20 protein-coding genes and 1 pseudogene are annotated in these 24,735 nt (G+C 63.0%); 7 read left to right on the top strand and 14 right to left on the bottom strand.

Annotated features, from left to right (window positions below):
• Positions 1 to 12: 12 nt before the first annotated feature.
• The 4 genes from ASC92_RS20575 (at position 13) to ASC92_RS20590 (ending at position 5,255) form a co-directional block, all read left to right on the top strand.
• Positions 13 to 1,836, top strand: a complete 1,824-nt coding sequence (locus ASC92_RS20575; protein WP_056519209.1) for an ABC transporter permease subunit — start codon at positions 13 to 15, stop codon at positions 1,834 to 1,836.
• 78 nt (positions 1,837 to 1,914) lie between these two features.
• On the top strand, positions 1,915 to 3,045 hold the full coding sequence (locus ASC92_RS20580) for an ABC transporter substrate-binding protein (RefSeq protein WP_056519214.1): 1,131 nt from the start codon (positions 1,915 to 1,917) through the stop codon (positions 3,043 to 3,045).
• Between the two features lie 28 nt (positions 3,046 to 3,073).
• Entirely contained in the window at positions 3,074 to 3,823 is a 750-nt protein-coding gene (locus ASC92_RS20585; RefSeq protein WP_056519217.1) for an ABC transporter ATP-binding protein, read from the top strand.
• A gap of 25 nt (positions 3,824 to 3,848) precedes the next feature.
• Positions 3,849 to 5,255 (top strand): FAD-binding oxidoreductase, encoded by a 1,407-nt coding sequence (locus tag ASC92_RS20590; RefSeq protein WP_056519220.1) that lies wholly within the window; start codon positions 3,849 to 3,851, stop codon positions 5,253 to 5,255.
• A 152-nt stretch (positions 5,256 to 5,407) separates the two neighbouring features.
• On the opposite strand, the pseudogene ASC92_RS29385 reads toward ASC92_RS20590, so the two are convergent.
• From ASC92_RS29385 to ASC92_RS20655, 14 genes and pseudogenes are all read right to left on the bottom strand, one after another.
• Positions 5,408 to 5,569 (bottom strand): annotated as a pseudogene (locus ASC92_RS29385) (3-hydroxyacyl-CoA dehydrogenase); the annotation flags it as partial.
• A gap of 71 nt (positions 5,570 to 5,640) precedes the next feature.
• A complete protein-coding gene (locus ASC92_RS20595) occupies positions 5,641 to 7,194 on the bottom strand; it encodes a class I adenylate-forming enzyme family protein (protein ID WP_056519223.1) in 1,554 nt (517 codons plus the stop codon).
• 85 nt (positions 7,195 to 7,279) lie between these two features.
• Positions 7,280 to 8,950 (bottom strand): CocE/NonD family hydrolase, encoded by a 1,671-nt coding sequence (locus ASC92_RS20600; protein ID WP_082519657.1) that lies wholly within the window; start codon positions 8,948 to 8,950, stop codon positions 7,280 to 7,282.
• A 43-nt stretch (positions 8,951 to 8,993) separates the two neighbouring features.
• The gene (locus ASC92_RS20605; protein ID WP_056519227.1) at positions 8,994 to 10,154 is read right to left on the bottom strand and encodes an acyl-CoA dehydrogenase family protein; all 1,161 of its coding nucleotides are present in this window, start codon (positions 10,152 to 10,154) and stop codon (positions 8,994 to 8,996) included.
• Between the two features lie 70 nt (positions 10,155 to 10,224).
• A complete protein-coding gene (locus ASC92_RS20610) occupies positions 10,225 to 10,644 on the bottom strand; it encodes a PaaI family thioesterase (RefSeq protein WP_056519230.1) in 420 nt (139 codons plus the stop codon).
• Positions 10,645 to 10,659: 15 nt separating this feature from the next.
• A complete protein-coding gene (locus ASC92_RS20615; RefSeq protein WP_056519233.1) occupies positions 10,660 to 12,780 on the bottom strand; it encodes a 3-hydroxyacyl-CoA dehydrogenase NAD-binding domain-containing protein in 2,121 nt (706 codons plus the stop codon).
• 24 nt (positions 12,781 to 12,804) lie between these two features.
• Positions 12,805 to 14,013 (bottom strand): acetyl-CoA C-acetyltransferase, encoded by a 1,209-nt coding sequence (locus tag ASC92_RS20620; protein WP_056519236.1) that lies wholly within the window; start codon positions 14,011 to 14,013, stop codon positions 12,805 to 12,807.
• 47 nt (positions 14,014 to 14,060) lie between these two features.
• Complete coding sequence (locus ASC92_RS20625) at positions 14,061 to 15,278, bottom strand: CaiB/BaiF CoA transferase family protein (protein WP_056519239.1); 1,218 nt, start codon at positions 15,276 to 15,278, stop codon at positions 14,061 to 14,063.
• A 400-nt stretch (positions 15,279 to 15,678) separates the two neighbouring features.
• On the bottom strand, positions 15,679 to 16,347 hold the full coding sequence (locus tag ASC92_RS20630) for a nitroreductase (RefSeq protein WP_056519242.1): 669 nt from the start codon (positions 16,345 to 16,347) through the stop codon (positions 15,679 to 15,681).
• A 165-nt stretch (positions 16,348 to 16,512) separates the two neighbouring features.
• Positions 16,513 to 17,400, bottom strand: coding sequence for a MaoC/PaaZ C-terminal domain-containing protein (locus ASC92_RS20635; RefSeq protein WP_056519244.1), 888 nt, complete (start codon positions 17,398 to 17,400; stop codon positions 16,513 to 16,515).
• 7 nt (positions 17,401 to 17,407) lie between these two features.
• Positions 17,408 to 18,634, bottom strand: coding sequence for an acyl-CoA dehydrogenase family protein (locus ASC92_RS20640; protein WP_056519247.1), 1,227 nt, complete (start codon positions 18,632 to 18,634; stop codon positions 17,408 to 17,410).
• A gap of 45 nt (positions 18,635 to 18,679) precedes the next feature.
• Entirely contained in the window at positions 18,680 to 19,759 is a 1,080-nt protein-coding gene (locus tag ASC92_RS20645) for a phosphotransferase (protein ID WP_056519250.1), read from the bottom strand.
• A 22-nt stretch (positions 19,760 to 19,781) separates the two neighbouring features.
• A complete protein-coding gene (locus ASC92_RS20650) occupies positions 19,782 to 20,492 on the bottom strand; it encodes a nitroreductase (RefSeq protein WP_056519253.1) in 711 nt (236 codons plus the stop codon).
• A gap of 82 nt (positions 20,493 to 20,574) precedes the next feature.
• Complete coding sequence (locus tag ASC92_RS20655) at positions 20,575 to 21,552, bottom strand: Bug family tripartite tricarboxylate transporter substrate binding protein (RefSeq protein WP_082519660.1); 978 nt, start codon at positions 21,550 to 21,552, stop codon at positions 20,575 to 20,577.
• Positions 21,553 to 21,988: 436 nt separating this feature from the next.
• Here ASC92_RS20655 and ASC92_RS20660 point away from each other — a divergent pair, with 436 nt between their 5' ends.
• The 3 genes from ASC92_RS20660 (at position 21,989) to ASC92_RS20670 (ending at position 24,724) form a co-directional block, all read left to right on the top strand.
• The gene (locus ASC92_RS20660) at positions 21,989 to 22,651 is read left to right on the top strand and encodes a TetR/AcrR family transcriptional regulator (RefSeq protein WP_056519259.1); all 663 of its coding nucleotides are present in this window, start codon (positions 21,989 to 21,991) and stop codon (positions 22,649 to 22,651) included.
• A gap of 336 nt (positions 22,652 to 22,987) precedes the next feature.
• On the top strand, positions 22,988 to 23,191 hold the full coding sequence (locus tag ASC92_RS29390) for a tautomerase family protein (RefSeq protein ID WP_235505920.1): 204 nt from the start codon (positions 22,988 to 22,990) through the stop codon (positions 23,189 to 23,191).
• Between the two features lie 183 nt (positions 23,192 to 23,374).
• On the top strand, positions 23,375 to 24,724 hold the full coding sequence (locus ASC92_RS20670) for an MFS transporter (RefSeq protein WP_056519262.1): 1,350 nt from the start codon (positions 23,375 to 23,377) through the stop codon (positions 24,722 to 24,724).
• The last annotated feature ends 11 nt before the right edge of the window (positions 24,725 to 24,735 follow it).

Here is a 24,735-nt window from a genome sequence, read left to right on the forward strand (position 1 = left end):
GAGCCACGCACCATGACCAAGACCTGGATGCGCCCCCTGGCGTGGATCGCCGTGCTGGCCGCCCTTGCGCTGCCGATCGCGCTGGACCTCAACATCTACTACCTGCACGTGCTCAACCTGGCGTGGATCTTCGCGATCGCGGCGCTGGGCCTGCAGGTCGCGACCGGCATCACCGGCCAGATCGTGCTCGGGCAGGCCGCGCTCGTGGGCTTCGGCGCGTATGCGACCGCGCTGTTCATGATGCGCCTGGCGCTGCCGTGGTTCGTGGCGCTGCCGGCCGCGATGCTGCTGACGGGGGCGGTGGGCGTGCTGCTGGGCGCGGTGAGCACGCGCATCAAGGGCCACTACCTGGCCATCGTCACGCTCGCTCTCAACGAGATCTTCCGGATGGTGGCGCTCAACGAGGAGTCCCTCACCGGCGGACCGATGGGCATGCGCGACATTCCGACGCTGAACATCCCCGCGCTGGGCGACCATATCGACAAGCAGATGTACTTTCCACTGCTGGCGGTGTGCCTGCTGGTCTACGGCATCACCATCTTCTTCTATCGCACGCGCATCGGCCGGAACATGCGCGCGGTGCGCGACGACGAGATCGCCGCGGAGGCCATGGGCGTGGACTCGCGCCGCGTGAAGACCATCGCCTTCGTGGTGTGCAGCGTGTGGGCCGCGCTGGCCGGCGGCCTCTACGTGCTGCTCGTCGGATTCGCCGCGCCGACCAACTTCACCGTCTTCGAGAGCATCAAGATGATGCTGATGGTGGTGCTCGGCGGCCTCGGCTCGATCGCCGGCACCTTCCTCGGCGCGCTGGTGATCACCGTGCTGCCTGAGGCCCTGCGCGGCTTGCAGACCTATTACCTGGCCGCCTTCGGCATCGGCGTGGTCGTCATCCTGCTGCTGGCGCCGCGCGGCCTCGGCGTGGTGGGCGACTGGCTGCTCGGCGCGTTCCTGGCAGGCAAGCGAGAACCCGTGGGCGATGCGCCCGCCACGCCGCTGAACCTGACGGCCGCTGCAACAGCCGCGGCATCGGCCCTGGCCGGCCGTGCGCCTTCGGCAGCGACCGGCGAAGCGCTTCTCAAGGTGCAAGGCGTCACCCGCAGCTTCGGCGGCGTCAAAGCCCTGAACCACGTCAGCTTCGAGGTGCGGCGTGGCGAGATCCTCGGACTCATCGGCCCGAACGGCTCGGGCAAATCGACCATGATCAACGCCTGCTCGGGCACCGTGGGCGTCGAGGGCCGCATCGAACTGGGCAGTGACCGGATCGACAACCAGGCGCCGTGGACGATCCACGGCCAGGGCGTGGCCCGCATCTTCCAGAACGTGCGGCTCTGGGAGTCGATGACCGTGCTCGAGAACGTGATGGTGGCCTGGCGTGCGCCGCTCGGGCAGATCGGCGCCCGTGAAGCGCTGAGCCGCGCTGCAGCGCTCGAGGCGCTGACGAGCATGGGCGTGGCGCACCTCGCGTACCGCCGCGGCGGCGACCTGTCCTTCGGCCAGAGCCGGCTGGTCGAGATGGCCCGCGCCATCGTCAACAAGCCGCGCCTGCTGCTGCTCGACGAACCGGCCGCCGGCCTGCGCGGCGGCCTGATCCTGGAGCTCGCGCAGATCCTGCAGCACCTGCGTGCGCAGGGCATGTCGATCCTCGTCGTCGAGCACCGCATCAAGCTGGTCATGAACATGTGCGACCGCGTGGTTGTGCTCAACCTGGGCGACAAGATCGCGGACGGCACGCCCGCCGAGGTCATGAACCTGCCCGCGGTCATCGAAGCCTACCTGGGCGAACGCGTTCCGGAGGAGGCAGCGCCGCAATTGGTGAACCAACCCACCACCGCCTGACATCGAAACGCCTCGCGCATTTTCACTTTCCATTCGTTCGACAAGAAGCGCTCTGCGCACTCACCCGGAGACAACACCATGAAGAAGATCGCCACCCCCTGCGCCCGTTCCGGCTGGCTGGCCGCCGCCGCGCTGGCACTGTCCATGCCGGCGATGGCCGATGCGCTGATCGGCGTGTCGCTGCCGCAGACCGGTCCGAAGGCGCTGGTCGGGCGCAATTTCAAGCAGGGCGTCGAGCTCGCCGTGAGCGAGATCAATGCGGCGGGCGGCGTGCTGGGCAAGCCGCTCGAGGTGGTGTTCGAGGACGACCAGGGCGACAACCCGAACGGCGCCATCAATGCCGTCAACAAGCTGATGCAGGTCAGCAAGGTGCCGGTGATGATCGGGCCGCACTACTCGGTCACGCAGATGGCCACGCAGAAGACCTACTGCAACGGCAAGGTGGTGTCGATCACCGGCGGCACCTCGGTGGCCATCACGCGCAGCGGCTGCAACTACGTGATCCGCACGCGCTCCGACGACGACGTGCAGGCCAAGGCGCTGATCGCCTATGCCCAGAAGGAGCTCAAGGCCGGCGAGAAGACGGCCATCTTCTACGCCAACGACGATTTCGGAAAGTCCGGGCAGGCGCGCGTGGTGGCACAGATGGCCACACTGGGCCTGAAGCCGGTGGCGGTGGAGAGCCACAACCCGAGCGACAAGGACTATTCGGCCCAACTCGCCAAGCTGCAGAAGTCCGGCGCCGAACTGGTCATCCTGTGGGCCCACGACACCGATGCCGCGCTGATCCTTCGCCAGGCCAAGCAGTTCGGCCTGCCCTTCAAGTTCGCCGGCGCGGTGCTGTCGGAAGAGGCGTTCCTCAAGCTGGCCGGCAACGCCGCCGAGGGCTCGATGAGCGCTTCGTACTTCGTGCCCACCGATCCGAATCCGGCCGTCCAGGCCTTCGTGAAGAAGTACGAGACACGATTCAAGATGGCACCGGACGTCTGGTCGGCCACCTACTACGACGCCACGATCCTGGCAGCACGCGCGATCAACGAAGCCAAGTCGGCCGATGTGGAGAAGGTGCGCGCCGCCTTCTCCACCGTGGGCTACAACGGCCTGCTGGCGGACTACAAGTGCGACAAGGCCGGCGACTGCAACAGGCAGGTCAACATCGTGGAGATCAAGGCCGGCCAGCCCGTCGTGCGTTCGGCCGTGAAGTTCTGACGCCGCGACGCGCCGGAGGATGTAAACGATGCAAGCGGACCTTCCCTCTTCGGTGATCGCCGAGCAGCCCGAGCTGGAGCTCTCGCACGTCGACGTGTTCTACGGCAAGGTGCAGATCCTGTTCGACCTCTCGATCCGTGCCTACCCGGGACAGATCGTCGCGGTGATCGGCGCCAACGGCGCCGGCAAGTCGACCACGCTGAACCTGATCGTCGGACGCCTGAAACCGAGCGCCGGCCGCGTCGACTTCCGCGGTGAGAGCATCGGTGAGCGCTCCATCGAACAGATCGTCGCCTCGGGCATCGCCTGCGTACCGCAGCGCCGCCGCATCTTCTCGACCCTGAGCGTCAAGGAGAACCTGGAGGTCGGCGCCTATGTGCGCAGGCACGACAAGGGCGCGGTGAGCGCCACGCTGGACGAGGTCTACGAGCTGTTCCCGGTGCTCAAGCGCAAGACCGGCGAGATGGGCGGCGTGCTGTCCGGCGGGGAGCAGCAGATGCTCGCGATCGCGCGCGGCCTGATGGCCGGTCCCCGCATCCTGCTGCTCGACGAACCATCGATGGGCCTGTCGCCCAAGCTGACCACGGAAATGTTCGTGGACATCCGGCGCATCGCGCGCGGCGGCCGCACGGTGGTCATCGTCGAGCAGAACGCCTTTGCCGCGCTCAGCGTCGCCGACTACGGCTACGTGCTGGAGGGCGGGCGCATCGCGCTCGAAGGCTCAGCCGCCCGGCTGCTGCACAACGACCACGTGCGCGATGCCTACCTGGGCGCCTGATTCAACAACAACTCACGCTTGCGCCATGGCCTTCCACCAGACCCTCGAGCAGACCGCGGCCGCGGTCGAGCTGCTGCTGCCCGAATTCCGGGCGATCTTCGGCGATCGCGCCGTCACCTCGGCCGCGGTGCGCGCGCATCACAGCCACGGCGAAGGCCTGCCCGACCCGGGCCAGCCCGACGTGGTGCTGTTTGCGCTGACCAACGAAGAGGTGGCCGCGGCTGTGCGGCTGTGCCATCGCGCCGCAGTGCCGATCATCGCGTTCGGAAGCGGCACGTCGATGGAGGGACACGTCGCCGCAATCCATGGCGGCGTGTGCATCGACCTCTCGCGCATGGACCATGTGCTGGAAGTCTCGAGCGACTCGATGGACTGCCGCGTGCAGGCCGGCGTGACGCGCGAACAGCTCAACGAGCACCTCCGTGCCAGCGGGCTATTCTTTGCCGTGGACCCTGGTGCGAACGCTTCGCTCGGCGGCATGGCAGCCACGCGCGCCTCCGGCACCGCGGCTGTGCGCTACGGGACCATGCGCGAAACCGTGATGGGTCTGACCGTCGTCACGCCCGATGGGCGGATCGTGCGTACCGGCACGCGTGCGCGCAAGTCGGCCTCGGGCTTCGACCTCACGCGGCTCTACGTCGGCAGCGAGGGCTTGCTGGGGATCATCACAGAAGTGCAACTGCGCTTGTTCGGCCTGCCCGAGCACGTGGTAGCGGCCGTGTGTCAGTTCGACAACCTCCGTGCCGCCATGGACACGGTGATCGCCACCTTGCAACTCGGCATTCCGGTCGCGCGGATCGAACTGCTCAACGACGTTCAGATGGATGCTTGCATCCGTTACTCCAAGTTGGACGAATTTGAGGCACGGCCCACCCTTTTCATCGAATTCCATGGCAGTGAGACCGGCGTGGCAGAGCAGGTGTCGATGGTGGAATCACTGGCCCTCGATAACGCAGGCAGCGGCTTTCGCTACGCGCACCGGCCCGAGGAACGCTCGCGCCTGTGGAAGGCGCGGCATTCCTGCTATCACGCGAATCTTGCGATGCGACCCGGTTGGAGTTCGATGGGCACCGATGCCTGTGTGCCGATTTCCGCATTGGTGGAGTGCATTACCGAGACCGAGGAAGCGATCCGCGAGAGCGGCCTCTACGCGCCCATCGTCGGCCACGTGGGCGATGGCAACTTCCATCTGGGCATCATCTACGACAACGCGGATCCGGTTGCGCGCCGAAAGGCGGAGGCGCTGGCCGAGGACGTGGCCTTGCGCGCGATCCGGCTCGGTGGGACCTGCACCGGCGAGCACGGCGTCGGTCTGCACCGCATCGCCCAGATCGAGGTGGAGCACGGCGAAGCGATCAACCTGATGCGCGACATCAAGCGCGCGCTAGACCCTCTGGGCATCATGAACCCGGGGAAGATGCTTCGGATGTAGTTCTTCGAGCGGCCAACGCCCCGAGAGGCCGATGCCCAAGAAGGTGCGGCTGCGCGCAAAGGCTTGCCGCTGCGCCGGCGGACCGCTCGCCTCTTGCGCTCAGATCGGACCCCACGTGAAGATGTCCGCCGAACGCTCCATCGGTACAAAGGCCAGGCAAAAGGCGCGATGCAGCTGGAGCGCACGTTGAACTTCTGCATGTCCAGCGCAATGCTCTTGGAGAGCGCGGCAATGCCCATCTTTGCGGCGTCGGAGTCGGCTTGGCCCAGGTTGCCGATGAGGTCCGAGGTCGAGGTCATGTGAACGAAGGCGCCGCCGCCTGTTCCTTGAAGTGGGTGCCGAGACATGACCGACTCAATCGGTAACGTCTCAATCTGAGCGCAGGTCAATCGCCGGCGTTCCTCAGGGCACGGCGGTCGAGCTTGCCAGTGAGCCCGGTGGGCAAAGCGTCGAGGATGTGAATGGCTTTCGGAACCTTGTAGCTGCTCATCTGGCAGTGCTCCTTCAAATGCACTTTGAGATCGTCCGGAGTCACCCCAGCGGCCTTCAAGACGACATACGCGACAACCCGCTGCCCGAAATGCACATCGCGGTGCCCGACGACCGCGCACGCGGAAACTCCCGGATGGGTCAAGACTTGAGCTTCAATCTCTTCTGCGTGAACCTTGATGCCACCCGTATTGATGACGTTGTCTACTCGTCCATTGATCCACAAGTAGCCGTCCTCATCGAGGTGACCCAGATCGCCGCTGCGCCACCAGCCGTCGACAAACTTCTTTGCCGTCAGCTCCGGCTCTCTCCAGTAGCCCAATCCGACAGATGAGCCGGTGACGACGATTTCTCCTGTTTGCCCTGACTGCAGGAGATCGTCGATCGACCCTTCAGGGTCCACGATGCGCACGTCGGCCCCTGCAACCGGCTGGCCGGTGCAACCAATTTTCTTGGCGTCTGCCAAGTCTTCGGCGTAAACCATGACCGCACAGCCATTGGCCGACTCACTGGCCATGTAGCCCCCGGCGAGACGCTTGCAAAATTGCGTTGTCATTCGTGTCACGTCGTCAGCGGTGAGAGTTTCGCCCCCGACCCCAATAAGTCGCAGGCTCGTCAAATCGCGATCCTTGGTGTCAACGGCGAATGCCATGCGCCACATCGTCGGGACCGATGGAAAAACTGTGACGCGCTCGCGTTCGATCAGCTCAATCACCGTGGCGGGCTCGTATCGGCGGACGAAGAAAAGGCGTGACCTGCCGGCAGTCGCGGCCAACACGAACATCAGCCAGGCAGCGAAGGATGGATTCATGGCCAGCATTACCGTGTCCTTCTTGTGCAGGCCCTCCAGCATGCCTTGGCCCGACAAAGCCGCGGCCAACAGTGTCGCCTGGCTGTGCATCACCCCCTTGGGCTGGCCCGTGCTGCCGGAGGACAAGACGATGGATGCCAGGGACGAAGGCTCGGGCCGCTCGCCTCGATAGTCCAAAGGCTCCGCGGTGTTGACGAACGCCGCCCAGCCATCCACTCCATCGTCGAGCGGCAGGGTCCGGATGCCAAGCCCCGACTTCTGGACGGCAGCTTGAATGAGCTCTGCAAACGCGACATCGTGCACAACGAATTTTGCGTCCAGCCATTCAAGCGTCTGCGCCACTTGATCTACGGAGTCGATCCTGACATGCAAGTTCGAGGTCACGTAGCCACCCATGATGGCGCCAAACCAGGCAACTGCATGCGGCGCCGAGCCCAGGCACAGGAATGCGACCACGTCGCCCCGCTCTGCTCCGGCGGCCCGCAATGCTGATGCGAAGCGAGAAGCTCGATCCAGCGCGACATCGCCGCTGAACTGCCGATCCTGGTCGTCGGCAAAGATCGTGTGGCGCCCCTTCCAGCCGCAGGTGCGCACGAACAGATCAGCAAGAGAGCCGCATTTTCCGAAGCGGTTTGTCATGGGAATCCTTTTGCACCGCGGGTGCTCACAATAGAAACGCGTATAGAGCTTCTTGCACGCGAACTCCGCGCCAAGGGCGCCTGAATCATTCGGCCGAGATGACCGGCACGAGCAGATGCGAGTCGTACTTGCCGCCTGTGTGTATGAGGTGCATGCCCCGATTCACGGACCGAACGGCATTGTGCTTCCAGGCTTCATGGGCGTGCAGGTCGCTTCCAAGCACCGTCACGCGCAGCGTCTCGCCCGGTTCGAACTGAACACTGAAAGGCCAGATCTCGATCTCCACCGGAACGATCTCGCCCGCTTGCAGCTTCAGTTCTCGCTGATGCCTGAGTACCGGCTGGTGCGGGGTTGACCGCTCGTTGTCGAGTTCGCGATGGGACACCCGCAGCCAGCCATAGGCAACCGGGCCATGGTCAAAGCCGCTTTGGGATGGGAATGGAACTCGATCGCCCGTCCGGTCGAATTTGTCCAGTACCACATAGAGGTCCATGTCGTCACTGCCCACGGCTGCGACCCACAGCTTTAGCTTGCTGTAGCCCGTAAGTTCCGTGCGCTCCTTGAAGTTGATCTCGAAGATCGCGTTCTGGCCCTTGTCTTTCAGATCGTCAACGCTGTAGCCAGCTTGCTCCGCCTCTTTCACTGGCGTGGTACTGAGCTCGCTCCTGGAAGCTCCGAGATACAGCTTGGTGTAGTTCGTTCGCGAAAGCGGCCACTCATTCTCTGCGCGGTAATTGCCGACGTGTGACCTCTCCCGGATTTCAAGGTTGACCTTGGGCCAATGGCTCACTTCGTTGTCAATGCCTTTGAGGTACCGATCGAAGAACTGCCGTTGCATTTCCACGTAGGTGTAGTAGTCCATCCACTTCTTGCGGCCGTGCACCCTGAGCCATTTCTCCTTGGACGCAATCTTCTTGAAGCCCTCGAACGACCCGCGTGAATGCAGTGCATGGTCGGACCAGCTTGCAACCACGAATGCCGGCACGGTGATCTTTGACAGATCCGCGTTCTTGCTGGCCCAGTAATCATCGAACAGCGGGTGCTCCTTGGCCATTGCCAGAAGATCTTCCGCCCGCGTTGAGGCGCGGCACATCGTGCCAGGGAACATCGCCGTGAAATTGCTGCGGATCCCGCCGTGGAAGCAAAGCTCTCGGTAGAAATCGCTCACGCCCTCCCACGGATTGATGGCGGCAAGATGCGGCGGGTTCGTGGCGGCGATCTTCCATTGGCTCCAGCCAAGGTAGGAAACGCCGTTCATGCCTACCTTGCCGCTGCTCCAGGCCTGGGTGCCCGCCCATTCCACCACGTCATAACCGTCCTGCGTCTCTTGCGGGCTCATGAAGGTCAGGTCGCCCTCCGAGCCCCAGGCTCCCCGCGGATCGACGTACACGATGGCGTAGCCGTGCGGAACCCAATCGGCAGGATCAGGCCCTTCGAACCGCGCATATTCCGAGTGCAGGTCCATGGATTGGCCACAGCCCGGGAGCTTGGCGTAGTAGTCTTCTTTGCCGTCATGCTTGCCGTAGGGCGCCCAGGCCAGCACGACGGGGTGTTTGCCTTCAGCCGTCGGACGAAAGACATTCACATAGATCTTGGTCCCGTCACGCAAAACGACCGGCACGTCGTATTCGCAGACCATGCCCAAGGCTTGATCGATGCGCGATCCGGGCCTGAGTCCCGGATAGCCGTTACCCACAGGCAGCTTGCCGCGGGTGAAACGCAATTCATAAGTCTCTGTATTCATTTTTTTCTCCATGGTGGAAATTTGACAGCTGAGTTGTGAACCTCACGCAGCCCACTCAGCCTCTGAGTCCAATGGCCCGGGAAATCACCTCTTTCATGATTTCGTTGGTGCCGCCGTAGATGCGCTGCACGCGCGCATCGGCGTAGGCGCGGGTGACCGGACAATCCCACATGTAGCCGTACCCGCCGTGCAGCTGAAGGCATTCGTCCATCACCTTGCACTGAAGGTCGGTGGTCCAGTACTTCGCCATGCTGGCGGTCGCCGTGTCCAGCTTGTTCTGAAGCACCAGCTCCAGGCACTTGTCCACGAAGACCCGCGCGATCTGCACTTCCGTCTGCAGCTCGGCCAGCTTGTAGCGCGTGTTCTGAAAGTCGGCGACGGTCCGGCCGAAAACCTTTCGATCCTTGACGTACTGCAGCGTTTCGTCGATCGCGGCTTGCGCGGCCGCCACTGCTGTCACCGCGATCTGAGTCCGCTCCCAGGGCAGTTGCTCCATCAGACAGCCGAAGCCTTTGTTCTCGAAGGCTTCGCCACCCAGCAGATTGCCCGCTGGAACAGGAACATTGTCGAAGAACAGTTCGCCGGTGTCCTGCGCTTTCAGGCCGAGCGTTCTGAGCCGCTGGCCGTACTGCAGACCCTTCATCCCACGCTCGATCAATAGCAGGCTGGTGCCCTTGGCGCCGGCGCCCGGCGTGGTCATGGCGACGACGATCACCACGTCCGCGTGCCAGCCATTCGTGATGTACGTCTTGCTGCCGTTCAACAGGTAGCTGCCGTCTGCCTGCTTGATGGCGGTGCTCTTGATGCCCTGCAAGTCGCTGCCGGCATCTGGCTCGCTCATCGCAATGGCGCCTACCAGCTCTCCGCTGGCGAGCTTGGGCAGCAGCCTTTTCTTCTGCGCCTCGGTGCCGTAGCGCAGGATGTACGGGGCCACGATTTCGCTGTGCAGATTGAAGCCGATGCCGGTGAAGCCGCCACGCGCCAGTTCTTCCATCTGCACCACCGCATGGAGCTTGTCGGCACCCGAGCCGCCGTACTCTGGGGGCAGCGAAGCGCAAAGGAAGGCGTTGGCTCCGGCTTTCTTCCACACGTCGCGGTCCACATACCCTTGCTCTTCCCAGGCAGCGTGATAAGGCGCGACCTCCTTGGAAAGGAAACGCCGATAACTTTCTCGAAAGGCCTCATGGTCTGGGCCAAAGAGAGTACGTTCGATCATGAGAGCTCCATAGATAAAGTATTACGCGCGGCCACTGGCCCTGCACGAGAAAAAATCCGGCCCGTGCTGCTCAGGCGGGCAGGCTGAACGTCGCGACTGCGGACGCCAGTTCTTTGCCCGACTCGGCAAGGACCATCGACACTTTGCAGAACGACAAGGAGCGGCCCGACTTCACAATCTCGGCATGGGCCAGCAAGTCCTCGGCGCCGCCTCCGCGCAGGAACGTCACGTGCAGATCCACCGTGGCCACGGGCCGGTAGCCACGCCCATCGGTCCAGATGGCGAAGCACATGGCCGTATCGGCCAACCCCGCGATCGCCTGGCCGGCGAAGATGCCGCCTTCGCGGCAGCTCATGCGCGTGGCCGACATGCGAAGCGTGGCGGTACCGTCTCCCAGGCTCTCCACGGTCACGCCGAGCTCGCTTACGCAACCAGGCATGGCCTCGACGAGCACCTGCGCGGCCTCCTCGATGGTGAACTTCTCGCTCATGGCCGTACCTTCGCCTCAGTGGGCGTGAAACGTCTCGCCCGTCTCCGCACGACGGCGCAACGATGCGGGGCTGAGAAAGCGGCGACCGTGCCGCTCCGCCAGCGCGTCGCATTGGCGAACGAATTCCTGAAGGCCCGTGTCGTCCACATGCGCGAGCACGCCACCGCGCCAAGCCGGAAAGCTCCAACCCAGCACCGAGGCCAAGTCGATTTCCAACGCGTCCTCGGCAATGCCTTCGTCGATTGCATGGATCGTTTCAAGCGACTGGACGTGCAGCAAGCGCTGCACCACTTCCTGGACATCCGGCTGCTGCGCCAGCGGGGGGAATACCTCGCTCAGCCCCGCCCACAGCACCTTGGCGCCGTCTTGATAGTCGTAGACGCCGCCCTTCCCCTTGCGTCCCACGCGTTCAAACTCGACGAGTCTCTTTGCCGCCGACAACGCCATGCCGGACTCGCACGCAGTGCCGCGAGCCGCGGTTGCCAGGCTGCTCAAGATGTCGGTCAACAAATCGTAGGACGTCAGGTCGGCCATGGCCAGCGGGCCGATCGGCATTCCCGCGATGAAGGCAGCGTTGTCGATGAGCGCCGGCGACACCCCTTCGCCAAGCATCGCGAGCGCTTCGCGCGTGTAGGCGGCAACCACGCGAGAGGTGTAGAAGCCAGGCCCGTCATTGACGACGACGGCGGTCTTTCCGAGCAGCTTGACGAAGTCCAAGGCATGCGCATGGGTGGTGGCGGATGTGCGGCTTCCCAGGATCACCTCGACCAGTTGCATCCGATCGACTGGCGCGAAGAAATGCAGGCCAATGAAATTGGCCGGCTGATCCACTCGCTCGGCCAGCTCGGTGATGGAAAGGGACGAGGTGTTGGATGCGATGAGCACCTGCTGCCCCGCCGCCTGGGCGATCTTGCGAAAGACCTGAGACTTCACTTCAGGGGACTCGACCACCGCCTCCACCACAAGATCGCAACCCGCGAGGGCGTCCATGTCGCTGCCGGCCTCGATACGAGCGATTGCGGCATCACGCGCCTCGGGCGTCATCAGCTTCCGCTCGACTGCACCGTCGAAGGTCTTGGCGATGCGAGACCTGCCGCGTTGTGCAGCCTCGTCCGTCACGTCGACGAGCACCGTCTGCAAACCGGCGCGGGCGCAAGCGAGCGCGACGCCCGCCCCCATGAGCCCCGCGCCGACAACGCCGACGCGACGGGGCGCGAAGGTGGTCTCGTCCGACGGACGGCGTGCGAGCTTGCGCGCCGCAGCCGCGGCCTTGAAGCTCGTGCGGATCCGGTTCTTCGCCGATGGCGAAGCCGCCACCATGCCGAAGTAGCGCGCTTCGATTTCAAGGCCTGCGTCGATGCCGCGCTCCAGGCCTTGCGCCAGTACATGCATCAGGGCGCCGGGCGCAAGATCTCCTTCCGGCGACTTGCCTCGCAGCTTGGGCCACGCGTAGAAGAAGAACCAGCGACCTTCACGGGACTGGGGCTCGAAGTCGCGGTAGCGGAAGTTCCTGGTGTCCCACGGCTGCACGGCCTGCGGGTTCGCCAACACCCAGTCGCGCGCATTTTCCAGGAGCTGATCGGCAGGGACGACCGCATCGACGATGCCAAGGGCCTTCGCCTCCTTCACGCCCACCGCCTTGCCATCCAGGAGCAACTTCGATGCGGGCGCAATCCCGATCAGGCGCGGCAAGCGCTGGGTGCCGCCCGCACCGGGGATGAGACCCAGGGTGGCTTCGGGCAAGCCGATACGCAGACGCGAGTCGTCGGCCGCGACACGGTAGTGACAAGCGAGCGCCAGCTCGAGCCCACCGCCAAGCGCCGAACCGTTCAGGGCTGCAGCCACGGGCTTTCCAGAGCGCTCCATGCGCCGCAGGCAGGCTCCGATGTCGCGGACATTGCCAATGATTGCCTCTGGCGTCCGCGCCTCGTAGATCTCGTCGATGTCGCCACCTGCGAGGAAGTCCCGCTTGGCCGAGCCGATGACGATGCCCACGACGGCTGTGTCCGCCAACGCAGCATCGACGGCCCGCACGAAAGCGGCCCTTGCCTCCGCGTTCTTGACGTTCACGGGGCCGTTGGGGTTGTTCCAAATGATCTGGGCGACGCCGTCGCCATTCACCGAATAGTCAATCACCTGTTGTTTCCTCTGTTGGGTTGTTCAGACGCGCTCGACAATGGTCGCGACGGCCATGCCCAGCCCCGTGCACATCACCACCAGCGCACGCTTGGCATTGCGACGCTCCAGTTCATCCACCACGGTTCCCACCAGCATCCCGCCCGTGGCGCCCACCGGATGGCCGAGCGCGATGGCACCGCCCACCACGTTGACCTTGTCGTGAGGCAAGTTCATGTGGCGCATGAAATGAAGCACGACGGATGCGAAGGCCTCGTTCACTTCGAAGATGTCGATGTCGTCGACCGTCAACTGCGCACGCTCGAGGCATTTGCGTGCGGCCGGTACGGGGGCGGTGAGCATGATGCAGGGGTCGCTCGCAGCGCTCGCGGTGGCCACGATCCGCGCGCGCGGTGAGAGCCCCAACTTGCGTCCGACCCGTTCGTTGCCAATGAGCACGGCGGACGCACCATCGGCAATGCCGGACGAATTGCCCGCATGGTGCACATGATCGATGCGGTCCACTTGCGGATAGCGGTAGCGGACCGTTGCATCGAAGCCCAATTTTTGCCCGCTCTCTGCGAAGGATGCCTTGAGCTTCCCGAGGCTTTCGAGAGTCACGTCGTTTCGCACGAGCTCGTCTTCGGTCAGCAGCACGCGGCCCAGCCGGTCGTGCACCGGTACCAGCGCGCGCTGGAAGGCGCCGCTGCGCCGGGCTTCGAACGCACGCTGGTGCGAGGCAGCCGAGAACGCGTCGACATCGGTGCGCGAGAAGCCCTCGAGCGTGGCGATCAGGTCGGCGGCCACGCCCTGGGGTGTCTGCATGACGCGGTCGTTGAAGAAAACGTCGCTGACCGAAGGACCGCCGGTTCCCACCAGCATGGGCACCAGCGAGTTCATCTCGACGCCGCCGGCAACAATGCAGTCGGCCTGGCCTGACATCACCTTTGCCGCCCCGCTGTTCACGGCATCCAGTGCCGAACCGCAGAATCTTGCGACCATGAATCCCGGAACCGTGTCGCCCCAGCCGGCTTCAAGTACCGCCGACCGTGCCAGATTGGCACCTTGGTCGTCCACCGCTTCCACGCAGCCGAAGATAACCTCGTCCACCACGTCCGGTGAAAACGCTCCGCGATGCTCGAGCCCCTTCAGAACGGTGGCACCGAGTTCCAGCGGTGAGACCGTGTGCAATGCGCCGGTTGCCTTGCCGCGGCCGCGCGGAGTCCGCACGGCGTCATAGATGAATGCTTCCAAGGTACTTCCTTCTTTCAATCGACAGTGGACTGCTTTTGGCACCGCTGCTACTGCGAGCGCGCGGCGATTTCTTTCATGATTTCGGGCAACGCAATCTCGTGATCCACGTTTCGCCCCCGGGCCTGGGCGCCCGCGAGCATCTGCTCGATTTCGGAGGCCGTGAATCCGAGGCTTTGCAGGACTTCCCTTCCGTCCGCTCCTGGCTTCGGAGGGGTCGAACGCAGCCTTCCGGGCGTGCGTGAGAAACGGGGTGCGACCGCGGGCTGCGCCACTCCGTCCAGCTGTGTGAAGGTGCCGCGCGCAACGTTGTGGGGATGCTGCGGCGCCTCGCTCAAGGACAGCACAGGAGTGACGCAAGCGTCGCCCTCCGAGAACACCAGTTCCCATTCGGCGCGGGTCTTCTGGCGAAAAGCCACCCTGACCAAGTGGCCTTGCTTTGCCCAGTTCACCCGATTCATGCGGTCGGCGAACTCGGACGCGGGAAGATCGAGGCGCCGAAGGAACTCGGCGAAGAACGCCGGCTCGATGGGACCGACGGCCATGAACTTTCCATCGCGTGTTTCGTGCACGCCGTAGAACGACGCACCTCCGTCCAGCAGATTCGAGCCGCGCTGGTCCTCCCACAGCTGCGCGTTGTGCAGGCCGTGTATGGCGGTCATCAAGCTCGCTACCGCATCGGTCATTGCAACGTCGATGACCTGTCCCTGGCCCGATGCCTTTGCCTCCAGCAAACCGCACACAAGCCCATATGCGAGGAACATGGCACCGCCGCCGTAATCGGCCACGAGATTCAAGGGCGGGACCGGAGCGCCATCGCGCGGGCCGATGGCATGCAACGCTCCGGTAAGGCCAAGGAAGTTGATGTCATGACCTGCCCGAAGAGCAAGCGGACCCGTCTGGCCCCAGCCTGTAACGCGTCCGTACACCAGGCGGCGATTGGCACGGAGGCAGTCGGCAGGACCGAGCGCAAGCCGTTCCATCACCCCGGGCCGGAATCCCTCGATCAACGCGTCACTCGTCGCGACCATTCGCAGCATGGCGGAACGCGCGAGTGGCTGTTTGAGGTCGAGGGTCACCGAACGTCGATTCCGGTTGATGACGCTGGATGCCTCTCGACTTGCCTTGACGTCGGCCTGGGTGCCAGGCCGCTCCACCCGGATCACCTCCGCGCCCATGTCGGCGAGCAGCATGCCGCACAAAGGTCCTGGGCCTTTGCTGGCCATCTCGATGATGCGATAGCCCTGGAGTGGACCGGAACTGTTCATGCACCGAATTACACACGCGCCAGCTTTAAAAGTAAATGATGATTTACTTATGGTAAACCCCAGGCAGAGGTGTCTCTAGATTGGGCGTCCAGAGCGAGTTCAAGCCGACCTACTCCCCGTGCACACATCTGTGTCGTGAGGGCAAGCCATCACGGCAGTCATGAAGTGAATTGATGTTTATTTAAATGATCGAGTGCGCATCACATTGCCCGGTGCGAGTGATTCAGTTGCCTCTGCGGCAGGCCGCAGAGGCTTCATCTACTTCGAACGCGACAAGACGCCACGGGACATGGCGGCTGCATCGAACAAGCCCCATGGGGGCCGTGGTGCACGGCTCTGCCATCTCAGGCTGGCCAGCATCCAAGGCAAGCCTTGGGTACGGCGAGCCTCCTGCGCTCTGCTACCTGAGAATGCTCAGGAACTCGGTTGCCGGGGCCCGGTCGCTGCGCCACAAATTGATCGGATGTTCACTGTCGGCGAAGCCCATGGACATCCCTGCGAACACCATGAGTTCTTCTGGAAGATTGGTGAACTCCCGGACTGTCTTGTGCCACAGGGCCCACGCCTCTTGCGGGCAGGTGCTCAGTCCGTGCTCTTGGGCAAGAAGCATCACGGATTGCATGTACATGCCGAGATCAGCCCACTGGCCCGGTTCCATGTTCCGATCGATCGCGAAGATGAGGCCCACCGGTGCACCAAAGAACTGGAAGTTTTTTGCGAACTGCCCCAAGCGTGAAGCCTTGTCCTCTCGACCGATGCCCAGGGAGCGATAGAGGTCCTCCCCGTTCTTGAAGCGGCGCGTTCTGTAGGGCTCGCCGAGGGTGTCGGGATAGATCTTGTACTCGGTGCCCTCTCCCATTGGTTTGTCCTTCGCTCTTTCGGCAACCACGGCTTTGAATCGATGCAGGGAATCGCCGGTGAGCGCCAACACATGCCAGGGCTGCAAGTTACCGCCCGAGGGGGCGCGAGCCGCAGTCACAAGAATTTTTTCAAGCAGTTCTGCAGGAACTGGCTTTTCCAGATACGCGCGTACGGCAGTACGCGACTCCAGCGCTTCAGAAACTTTCACATGCACTCCTTTGATAATTGAAAACGATGTGCGCAGTTAAGGGGCCGCTGCCCGCGCCGGCGAATGAACATCTCTGCTGGCTCGCATGCAACGGCAACACCCACCTGCGCGTGAATGTCGGCGCGGCGCAACTCGGAGATACGCGCTTCGGGCCGTGTTGCAGCCTCATGGTTCTTTGAACTGGCAAGTCCCGTTGTCGATCACGGTCACACCCGTCGCCAACGAGATTGCGCGAAACGCTGCCCTTCCCTCGCCCAGCCGCCACACCTCGATCCTGAGGGTGTCTCCTGGAAGGACTGGCGCGGTGAAACGTGCGTCCATGGCAAGCAAACGATCGCCGTCGTACTCGCCCAATATCGCCACCAACGCGTGTGCCGTGACGCCGAGGCTGCATCCACCTTGCAAGAGCGGTCGCTCGAAGCCGGCCTGCCTTGCGAGGGCCGGGCTCGCGTGAAGGTCGGTGCGGTCTTGCGCCGCCAGACGGTACAGCAAGGCCGACTGCGGCAGCGTTCCAAGCTCCATCCAGTGATCGCACGGGACCGTTGGGACTTCGGCGGGCGCCGTCGCCGAACTGGCCGCCGGGCCCCCCACCGAGAAGCCGCCGTTCGCACGCAGCAGGTACACGCCGGTCTCGGTCACCAGCAGCTCGCCGTCCTTTCGGTCGTGCAACGTGCGTGTGAACCGCAGCACGGCGCCCTTGCTCTTGCCGCGGTCGGTGACGCTTTCGATGGAAAATCGGCTCGTCAACTCGCCGGCGAGAGGCAAGGGCTTGTGCCAGCGAAGACCAGTCTGCCCGTGCAGCATTCGCGAGAAGTCAATTCCGATGCGTTCGTCGTGCAGGTAATCGGTGTCTTCCGTCAGCCCAAGCACGAGCGCGAGCGTTGGAAACGCCTTCAAGCCAGGCTCGGCAACGTAGCTCAGCTGACGCTCGTCATTGGGATCGCCGCCCAGACCAATGCTGAGGGCATAGAGCTTCGCACGCTCCTCGTCGTAGGCCACGTGCACGTTGCGAAATGGCCATCTGAGAAGGGCCTCAACATCAAGCGTTGTCATACCGGCTCTAGGCAGATCGCGAGGCATACTTGTTCAATTCCAGCTTCGCAACCGCGTTGCGATGCACCTCGTCGGGGCCATCTGCAATTCGCACCGAGCGTGCCGTGGCGTAGCTTTGTGCAAGCGGAAAATCCTGGCTAAGACCGGCGCTGCCGTGCAATTGAAGTGCCCAGTCGATGACCTCGCATGCCATCTGCGGTGCAACGACCTTGATCATTGCAATCTCGGCTTGCGCTGCCTTGTTGCCGGCAACATCCATCATCCATGCAGCCTTGAGCGTCAGCAGGCGCGCCATGTCGATCTTGCAGCGCGCCTCGGCGATGCGCTCCCGTGTCACGCCTTGGTCCGAGAGTGGCCGGCCAAAGGCGACCCGGGTTGTAGCGCGCCGGCACATCAGCTCGAGCGCGCGTTCCGCGAGGCCGATCAGGCGCATGCAGTGATGAATGCGCCCAGGCCCAAGGCGCCCCTGCGCAATCTCGAAGCCCCGCCCCTCGCCGAGCAACATATTCGACGCCGGAACCCGGACATTCTCGAAGACCATTTCCACGTGTCCATGCGGTGCGTCGTCGTAGCCGAATACTTCCAGCGCTCGCACCACCTTGACGCCCGGGGCATCTGCCGGAACGAAGATCATCGACTGCTGGGCATGACGCGGCGCGTCCGGGTCGGACTTGCCCATGAAGATAAAAACTGCACAGCGCGGGTCGGCCGCGCCTGAGGTGAACCACTTGCGCCCATTCAAGACGTAATGGTCGCCCTCGCGCATGATGCGCGACTCGATGTTCGTGGCGTCCGATGACGCAACGCCGGGTTCGGTCATAGCGAACGCGCTTCGGATCTCGCCCGCGAGCAGGGGCTCGAGCCACTGCTTCTTCTGCTCTGCCGTACCGTAGCGAACGATGATTTCCATGTTGCCGGTGTCGGGCGCCGAGCAATTGAAGACTTCACTCGCCCACACGACGCGGCCCATCGTTTCGGCCAGCGGCGCGTATTCCTGGTTCGTGAGTCCCGCGCCGTATTCGCTCTCGGGGAGGAACAAATTCCACAGCCCGGCCTCACGCGCCTTCGACTTGAGCGTCTCGATCACCTGCAGCGGCGTCCAACGCTTGCCGGCTACCGTGTTCGCTTTCAATTCTTCTAGCACGGCATTTTCGGCGGGATAGATGTGCTCATCCATAAAGGCGAGCAGCCGATTTTGTAGCTCGGTGGTTCGCGATGAGTAGTTGAAGTCCACGTATTTCTCCTTCAGATTCTGCAGATGGATGAGTCGCGGCCCACGTCAGCTTGCTTGGGCGAACTGCCAACCGAGTGCGGCAATCCGGCTCGCGCCTGGCCCCGACGCCTGCGCAGCGTGCGCGCTCGCCGCCGTGCCATCGAGTGATCGTTTGGTAATTCCTTGCACGATCGCGGCGATCCGAAACAGGTTGTAGGCGAGATAGAAGTTCCAATCCGCAATCACCGCGTCTACGTTGTCGCGCCGCGTGCGTTCGCAATAGCGGCGCACGTATTCGCGCTCTGACGGAATGCCAAGAGCGGCAATGTCGACGGCATCGATGCCCGGCCCCGTGCCATTCGCAATGTGCCATCCGACGCAGTGATAGCTGAAGTCGGCGAGGGGATGACCGAGCGTCGAAAGCTCCCAGTCGAGCACGGCAAGAACGCGGGGCTCGGTCGGATGGAAGATGACGTTGTCGATTCGAAAGTCGCCATGCACAACAGAGGTCTGCGATTCGTCGCGCGCGGCGGACGGAATGCGCTCGGGCAGCCACTGCATCAGTTTGTTCATCGCGTCGATCGGTTCGGTGACCGAAGCGATGTATTGCTTGCTCCAGCGCCCGATCTGGCGTTCGAAATAATTTCCGGGCTTGCCGAAGCTGGCGAGGCCGACGTCGGCGACGTTGATGCAATGCAACGCCGCCATGACGCGGTTCATTTCGTCGTAGATTGCGCTGCGTTCCGCGTTAGTCATCCCCGGGAGGGACTGATCCCAGAACACGCGGCCCTCGACGAACTCCATGACGTAAAAGGCACGGCCTACAACTGCCTCGTCTTCGCAAAGGAGATAGGTTTGCGGCACGGGCACATCGGTGCCCCAAAGTGCGCTCAGGACGCGGAACTCACGTTCAATCGCATGTGCCGAGGGAAGCAATTTTGCCGCTGCCGCCGGCTTGGCGCGCATCACATACGCCTTCCCGGGCGTTTCGAGCTTGTAGGTGGGATTCGACTGCCCGCCTCTGAACTGCGCAACGGTCAACGGGCCAGCGAAGCCCGTCAGACGCGCACTGAGATAACGCTCCAGCGCGGCGACGTCGAACGAATGCCGCTCGGAGACGGCCTTGGTGCCGGTAAAGGGACCCATGATATTTCTATTCCCCACTTGCTCACTCGTTCAAGTTGATGAACTTCGCGAACGCCGACACCGGTGCACGCTCGGTCAGGAGAGAGTTCACAGACGCAGAAGCGTCTTCATAGCCAAGAGCCATGCCGCAGATGAGCGCTTCACCAGGCGGCGCGTCGATGTGCTCGAGAACAATTCGATGAAATCGCTGGAATGCACCCTGCGGGCAGGTGTGCAGCCCGCGTGCGCGCGCTGCCACCATCACGTTCTGCAAGAACGTACCGTAATCGAGCCAACTGCTACCGTGGGACATGACGCGGTCGATCGTGAACATCAGGGCCACCGGTGCATCGAAGAACTCGTAGTTGCGCCCGCGCTGCGCGTGCATCTTTTCGTCTTCACCCTTGCCGATGCCAAGAATGCCGTACATGTCCCAACCGACCTTGCGGCGCCGGTCGATGTAGGGCGAGACCCATTCAGTCGGATGACTGTCGAACTCACCGCGGTGCTGTGCCAGCGCGGTCGGATTGTTGTAAACCTCGAGGATCTTGCGCGACAGATCGGTCTTCGCTTCACCACCCAGCACATAGACCTTCCACGGCTGAACGTTCGTGCCCGACGGCGCGCGCGACGCAACTTCCAGAATATCTTCCACCGTCTTGCGCGGTACCTGGGTCGGCAGGAACGCGCGCACTGCGCGGCGCGAGGTGATCGCCGCATCGACGGTGGCGATCGATTCGAGTGTGGACAACATGGGGGATCCTTCAGAGGGCGCCGGGACAAGGAGCACCGGCGATCGATTGCGCATGCAACAGCAATCATGGGCGGTGCCGGCGTCAGTCCAGATGCAGATTGGCAGCCTTGATCAGGTCACGGTAGTAATCAGAATCTTGCTTGACGATCAGGGCGAAATCTTCCGGCGTGCCGCCGGCCGGACTGGAGCCCCATTGCAAGAAAAAAGCCCTGAGCGCGGGCTTGGCCAGCGCAGTATTCACATCTCTGGCGATCTTCTCGACGACGGATCTGGGCGTCTTCGATGGTGCAAACAGACCCATCCATTGGCCCCGCGCAAAGCCTTGCAGCCCCTGCTCCTCCAGCGTGGGAACTTGAGGCAAAACGGTAGAGCGCGTCGGACCGGCCGCGCCGAGAAGCACAATCTTGCCGGTCTCCAATCCGATGCGGGCCGTCGCATAAGGGAACATGCCAGAGTCGAGGTTTCCGGAGATCATCGCCTGCACGACGGCAGCCGTTCCCTTGAACGGAATGTGGATGACGTCGATCTGGGCCCTGCGCTGCAAGGTGGTCAAGAGCAAATGGGCTGTGGAGGCGTTTCCCCACGATCCGAAGGAAAGCACTCCGGGCTTGCGACGCGCCAGTTCAATGAATTCCGCCGGTGTGGACACGCCCAAGCTCTTGGTGACGCCAAAGTACAAGGGCTCGGTGTTGACTCTCACGACTGGCGCCAAGTCAGCCATCGTGTCGAAAGGCATTTTCTGGCGAAGGTGAGGATTCTGGACCAGTGACAGGATGTTCAAGAGGAGCGTATAGCCGTCGGGCTTGGCACGCACGACCTCACCGGTCCCGATGATCGAGTCTGCCCCCGGCTTGTTGTCGATGATCACCGGCTGACCCCACAACTCGGAAAGTTCTCGTGCAAGAGGACGCGCAGCGGCGTCGACGCCTCCCCCCGCGTCGTAAGGCACGACGATTCGCACAGGGCGATTCGGAAACTCCGGCTCGGCCCCCATCGCATGACGAGAGAGCATGGGAACGGAAACAAGTGCGAGGCTTACCTGCCGACGATTCAATGACATTTGCTTGCTCCTAAAGTGGCGGCAGACGCCGCAAGACTGGTCGCGCTTCCGAAAACAGGCGAAGGCACCGCATCACCGGAGGGTGCTCGACCTGTTCCGAAACTTTTTTGTGCCCAGATGGTGTGACCGATCAAACTGGCTTGGGAAGAATGCTTGCCGCTCGGCGCAGCGCTGCCGTTGACATCCGAAGTTGTTCCCACACCACCAAACAAAGGGGGATGGCCCACTTGTGCCCCGAACTCCGATGAATTAAACGCTTCGGCCGGGTTAAAGTAAATGGTAATTTACTTGTGGAAAACCCTGAGGAAACGGGGCCGCTTGGCCGAGCAACTGAAGACGAGTGCCTGTGGAGCTACTGCACGATCATTGGGAACCACATCACCGCCTGGGTGGCGATCGAAGGATCGCGGGGCGATGTGACGCTATATTCACAAACATGCAAGCTGAAGATCTTCCCCCCAAACCCAAACGCGCGACTCCAAAAGGGGACGCGACCCGAGAAGCGATCAAACAGGCCGCCAAACGCGCCATTGCGGTCGACGGTTTTGTTGCGGCCACGATTGCAGACATCATGGCGCAAGCTGATCGCTCGCCGGGTGCGTTCTACAGGTACTTCGACACCAAGGAGCAGTTGCTGAGGGAACTGTTGGAAGACTTTCGGCAGCGGCTGAAGGGCGAAGTGAACAGGCCCATTAGCGATGCAGAGGGCCCCCTCGAGAATCTCACTGTCCGCCTGACCGCGTTCTGGAAAATCTATAGGGAGTACTGGCCTATTGCGACAGCCGCCTTCCAGTTGGCAATGGTCGACCAGCAGTTCTCGCGCGCTTGGCGCCGTGTCCGTCAGCAAGGCATCCGCGGGCTTTCGGTGATGATCCAAGTCGCGCAAAAGGAGGGCTACAGCCCGGGCATCGACGCCGAACTCGCAGCTTCTGCGCTCTGTTCCATGCTTGAGTACACCTGCTACAACTGGACTTCTAAGGCCGGCGACTTTCCCGATCGCTTCATTGACGACAAGACGGCCATTGACGTTCTCACGCAGCTGTTTGTGCACGCAGTTGGCTGGCGATTGCCGGACCGGACGGCTACTTCAGAAGTTTGACGAGGCGTTTCTCGCCGGTCGACCCCGGGTGTTTTCGCGGTTACCTGAGTATGGCTGGGCAGCGAGGTCGAGCCGCGCGCGCCTGGGCCGGGTCACCTCCATCGGACCGACTCCCTCTGCCAGCCAGGGATCGGCCAGTGCCCGCAGCCGCTCTTCCAAGCACTCCCTACGTCTTCCTGTGAGGCGCGGCCAACGCATGACGGGTTTGGTCTGGCCCGGTGACACGGCGGACGTTGTGGCACTTCCAAGCAAGTGGTGGCGCCACGCTGCAATCGGCAACGGCTTTGTTCCGAGAGACTGGGGGCCTCAATAGCCCACCTTCCACGGAGACACAAAATGCCCGTCATTGTTTGCGAATGCAAGGCCGGAATCCCAGCTGGCGTCAAGGCCAAGATGGCCGCCGAGTTCACGAGCGCGATCAGGGAAATCATCCTCTCGCCGCTCGACCTGATCAGCGTCGTCTTCCATGAAGCCACTCCCGAGAACACCTACCGTTCGGGAGAGGCCACTTCCGAAAGCTGTCTCTGGCCAAAAGGGTGAGCTCGATCTGGAGCGCGTGCACCGGAGCGTCAGAGGACGAAGTCGAGGTTCTCGTCGCACTTTATCCCGCCAAATATGTCGTGCGTGGCGGTGAACGCCTGCCCGAAGCCCCTCGCGTTTGAGGGTGGGGCAGCCTGCGCTGCATCCTGAACCTCGTACTGACAAATAAAAGGAGACAAGCCAATGAAGCGAACCCGCCCTCTAGATGTTCACAAGCTGGCCGACGAGGCCAGGTTCAGCAGCTTTCACTGGTTCGTGCTGCTTTGGTGTTTCGTGGTCCTGGTGCTCGACGGCTATGACCTGGCGGTCGCCGGCATCGCGCTTCCGGCGATCATGAAAGCGATGAATGTCGAAGCCGCGACCGCGGGATTCATGGCCAGTTCGGCGCTGTTCGGCATGATGTTCGGTGCGATCGCGCTCGGCGCGCTGGCCGACAGGATCGGCCGCCGCTGGGCGATCTCGATCTGTGTGTTGTTCTTCAGCGTCTTCACCGCGGCCGCCGGGTTCACCAACGACCCGATCACTTTCAGCGCGATGCGCTTCCTCGCCGGGCTCGGCATCGGCGGCGCGATCCCGAATGCGGCCGCACAGATGAGCGAATACTCACCTAAAAAGGTGCGCAGCGTGATGGTCACGCTGATGTGCTGCGGCTACGCGGTCGGCAGTATCCTCGCCGCGCTGCTCGGCAAGCAGCTCATCGAAACCTACGGCTGGCAATCGGTGTTCATCGCCGCAGGCGCCCCAGTGGTACTGATCCCGTTCATCCTGAAGTACATGCCCGAGTCGCTGCCGTTCCTGGTCAAGCAGCACGACGACACGCGTCTGCGCGAAGTGGTCCGGAAGATGCGACCCGACATGCGGCTCGAGCCGAACGAGGAGTTTCTCGTTCCGGCTGAGGACAAAGCCGAAGCTCCGGCCGTAGGCAGGTTGTTCCTGGACGGCCGCGGCCTTAGCACGTTGATGTTCTGGCTCGCTTTCATGACCTGCCTGTTCATGCTCTATGCGCTCAGTTCGTGGCTGGTCAAGCTGATGGGCATGGCCGGATACAGCCTCGGTTCCGCGCTGAACTTCCTGCTCGCCTACAACGCCGGTGCAGTCGTGGGCGCCGTCGGTGGCGGATGGCTCGCCGACAAGCTCAACATCAAGTGGGTGACGAGCGGGTTCTTCGCGGTCGCCGCCGTCTCGCTGACGCTGCTCGGCTACGGCGCTCAGCCGCTGTTCCTGATCATTGCCATCGTCGGCGCGTCGACGCTGGGCACACAGATCCTGCTGTACGCGTATGCCGGGCAGTTTTACCCGACGTCGATCCGCTCGACGGGACTCGGCTTTGCTTCGGGGGTCGGGCGCATCGGCGCAATCGCGGCGCCGATCATGATTGGACTGCTGGTCTCGATGAAGCTGCCGCTGGTGCAGAACTTCCTCGCCATTGCAATTGCCGCGGTCATCGGCGGTGTCGCGGTAGCTCTGATCAAGCAAAGGCCGTCGATCTCTTCACACAGCCACGACACGAGCGCCGTCGGCCAGCGGCCTTGATGCTCGATGAG

The sequence above is a fragment of the Variovorax sp. Root411 genome (assembly GCF_001425205.1).
Lineage (GTDB): Bacteria > Pseudomonadota > Gammaproteobacteria > Burkholderiales > Burkholderiaceae_C > Variovorax.

Excerpts from the sequence above, each read along its gene's own strand:
- ASC92_RS20575 (WP_056519209.1), top strand. The coding sequence starts at position 13 with ATGACCAAGACCTGGATGCGCCCCCTGGCGTGGATCGCCGTGCTGGCC.
- ASC92_RS20580 (WP_056519214.1), top strand. The coding sequence starts at position 1,915 with ATGAAGAAGATCGCCACCCCCTGCGCCCGTTCCGGCTGGCTGGCCGCC.
- ASC92_RS20585 (WP_056519217.1), top strand. The coding sequence starts at position 3,074 with ATGCAAGCGGACCTTCCCTCTTCGGTGATCGCCGAGCAGCCCGAGCTG.
- ASC92_RS20590 (WP_056519220.1), top strand. The coding sequence starts at position 3,849 with ATGGCCTTCCACCAGACCCTCGAGCAGACCGCGGCCGCGGTCGAGCTG.
- ASC92_RS20595 (WP_056519223.1), bottom strand. The coding sequence starts at position 7,194 with ATGACAAACCGCTTCGGAAAATGCGGCTCTCTTGCTGATCTGTTCGTG.
- ASC92_RS20600 (WP_082519657.1), bottom strand. The coding sequence starts at position 8,950 with ATGGAGAAAAAAATGAATACAGAGACTTATGAATTGCGTTTCACCCGC.
- ASC92_RS20605 (WP_056519227.1), bottom strand. The coding sequence starts at position 10,154 with ATGATCGAACGTACTCTCTTTGGCCCAGACCATGAGGCCTTTCGAGAA.
- ASC92_RS20610 (WP_056519230.1), bottom strand. The coding sequence starts at position 10,644 with ATGAGCGAGAAGTTCACCATCGAGGAGGCCGCGCAGGTGCTCGTCGAG.
- ASC92_RS20625 (WP_056519239.1), bottom strand. The coding sequence starts at position 15,278 with ATGAACAGTTCCGGTCCACTCCAGGGCTATCGCATCATCGAGATGGCC.
- ASC92_RS20635 (WP_056519244.1), bottom strand. The coding sequence starts at position 17,400 with ATGACAACGCTTGATGTTGAGGCCCTTCTCAGATGGCCATTTCGCAAC.
- ASC92_RS20645 (WP_056519250.1), bottom strand. The coding sequence starts at position 19,759 with ATGGGTCCCTTTACCGGCACCAAGGCCGTCTCCGAGCGGCATTCGTTC.
- ASC92_RS20650 (WP_056519253.1), bottom strand. The coding sequence starts at position 20,492 with ATGTTGTCCACACTCGAATCGATCGCCACCGTCGATGCGGCGATCACC.
- ASC92_RS20655 (WP_082519660.1), bottom strand. The coding sequence starts at position 21,552 with ATGTCATTGAATCGTCGGCAGGTAAGCCTCGCACTTGTTTCCGTTCCC.
- ASC92_RS20660 (WP_056519259.1), top strand. The coding sequence starts at position 21,989 with ATGCAAGCTGAAGATCTTCCCCCCAAACCCAAACGCGCGACTCCAAAA.
- ASC92_RS29390 (WP_235505920.1), top strand. The coding sequence starts at position 22,988 with ATGCCCGTCATTGTTTGCGAATGCAAGGCCGGAATCCCAGCTGGCGTC.
- ASC92_RS20670 (WP_056519262.1), top strand. The coding sequence starts at position 23,375 with ATGAAGCGAACCCGCCCTCTAGATGTTCACAAGCTGGCCGACGAGGCC.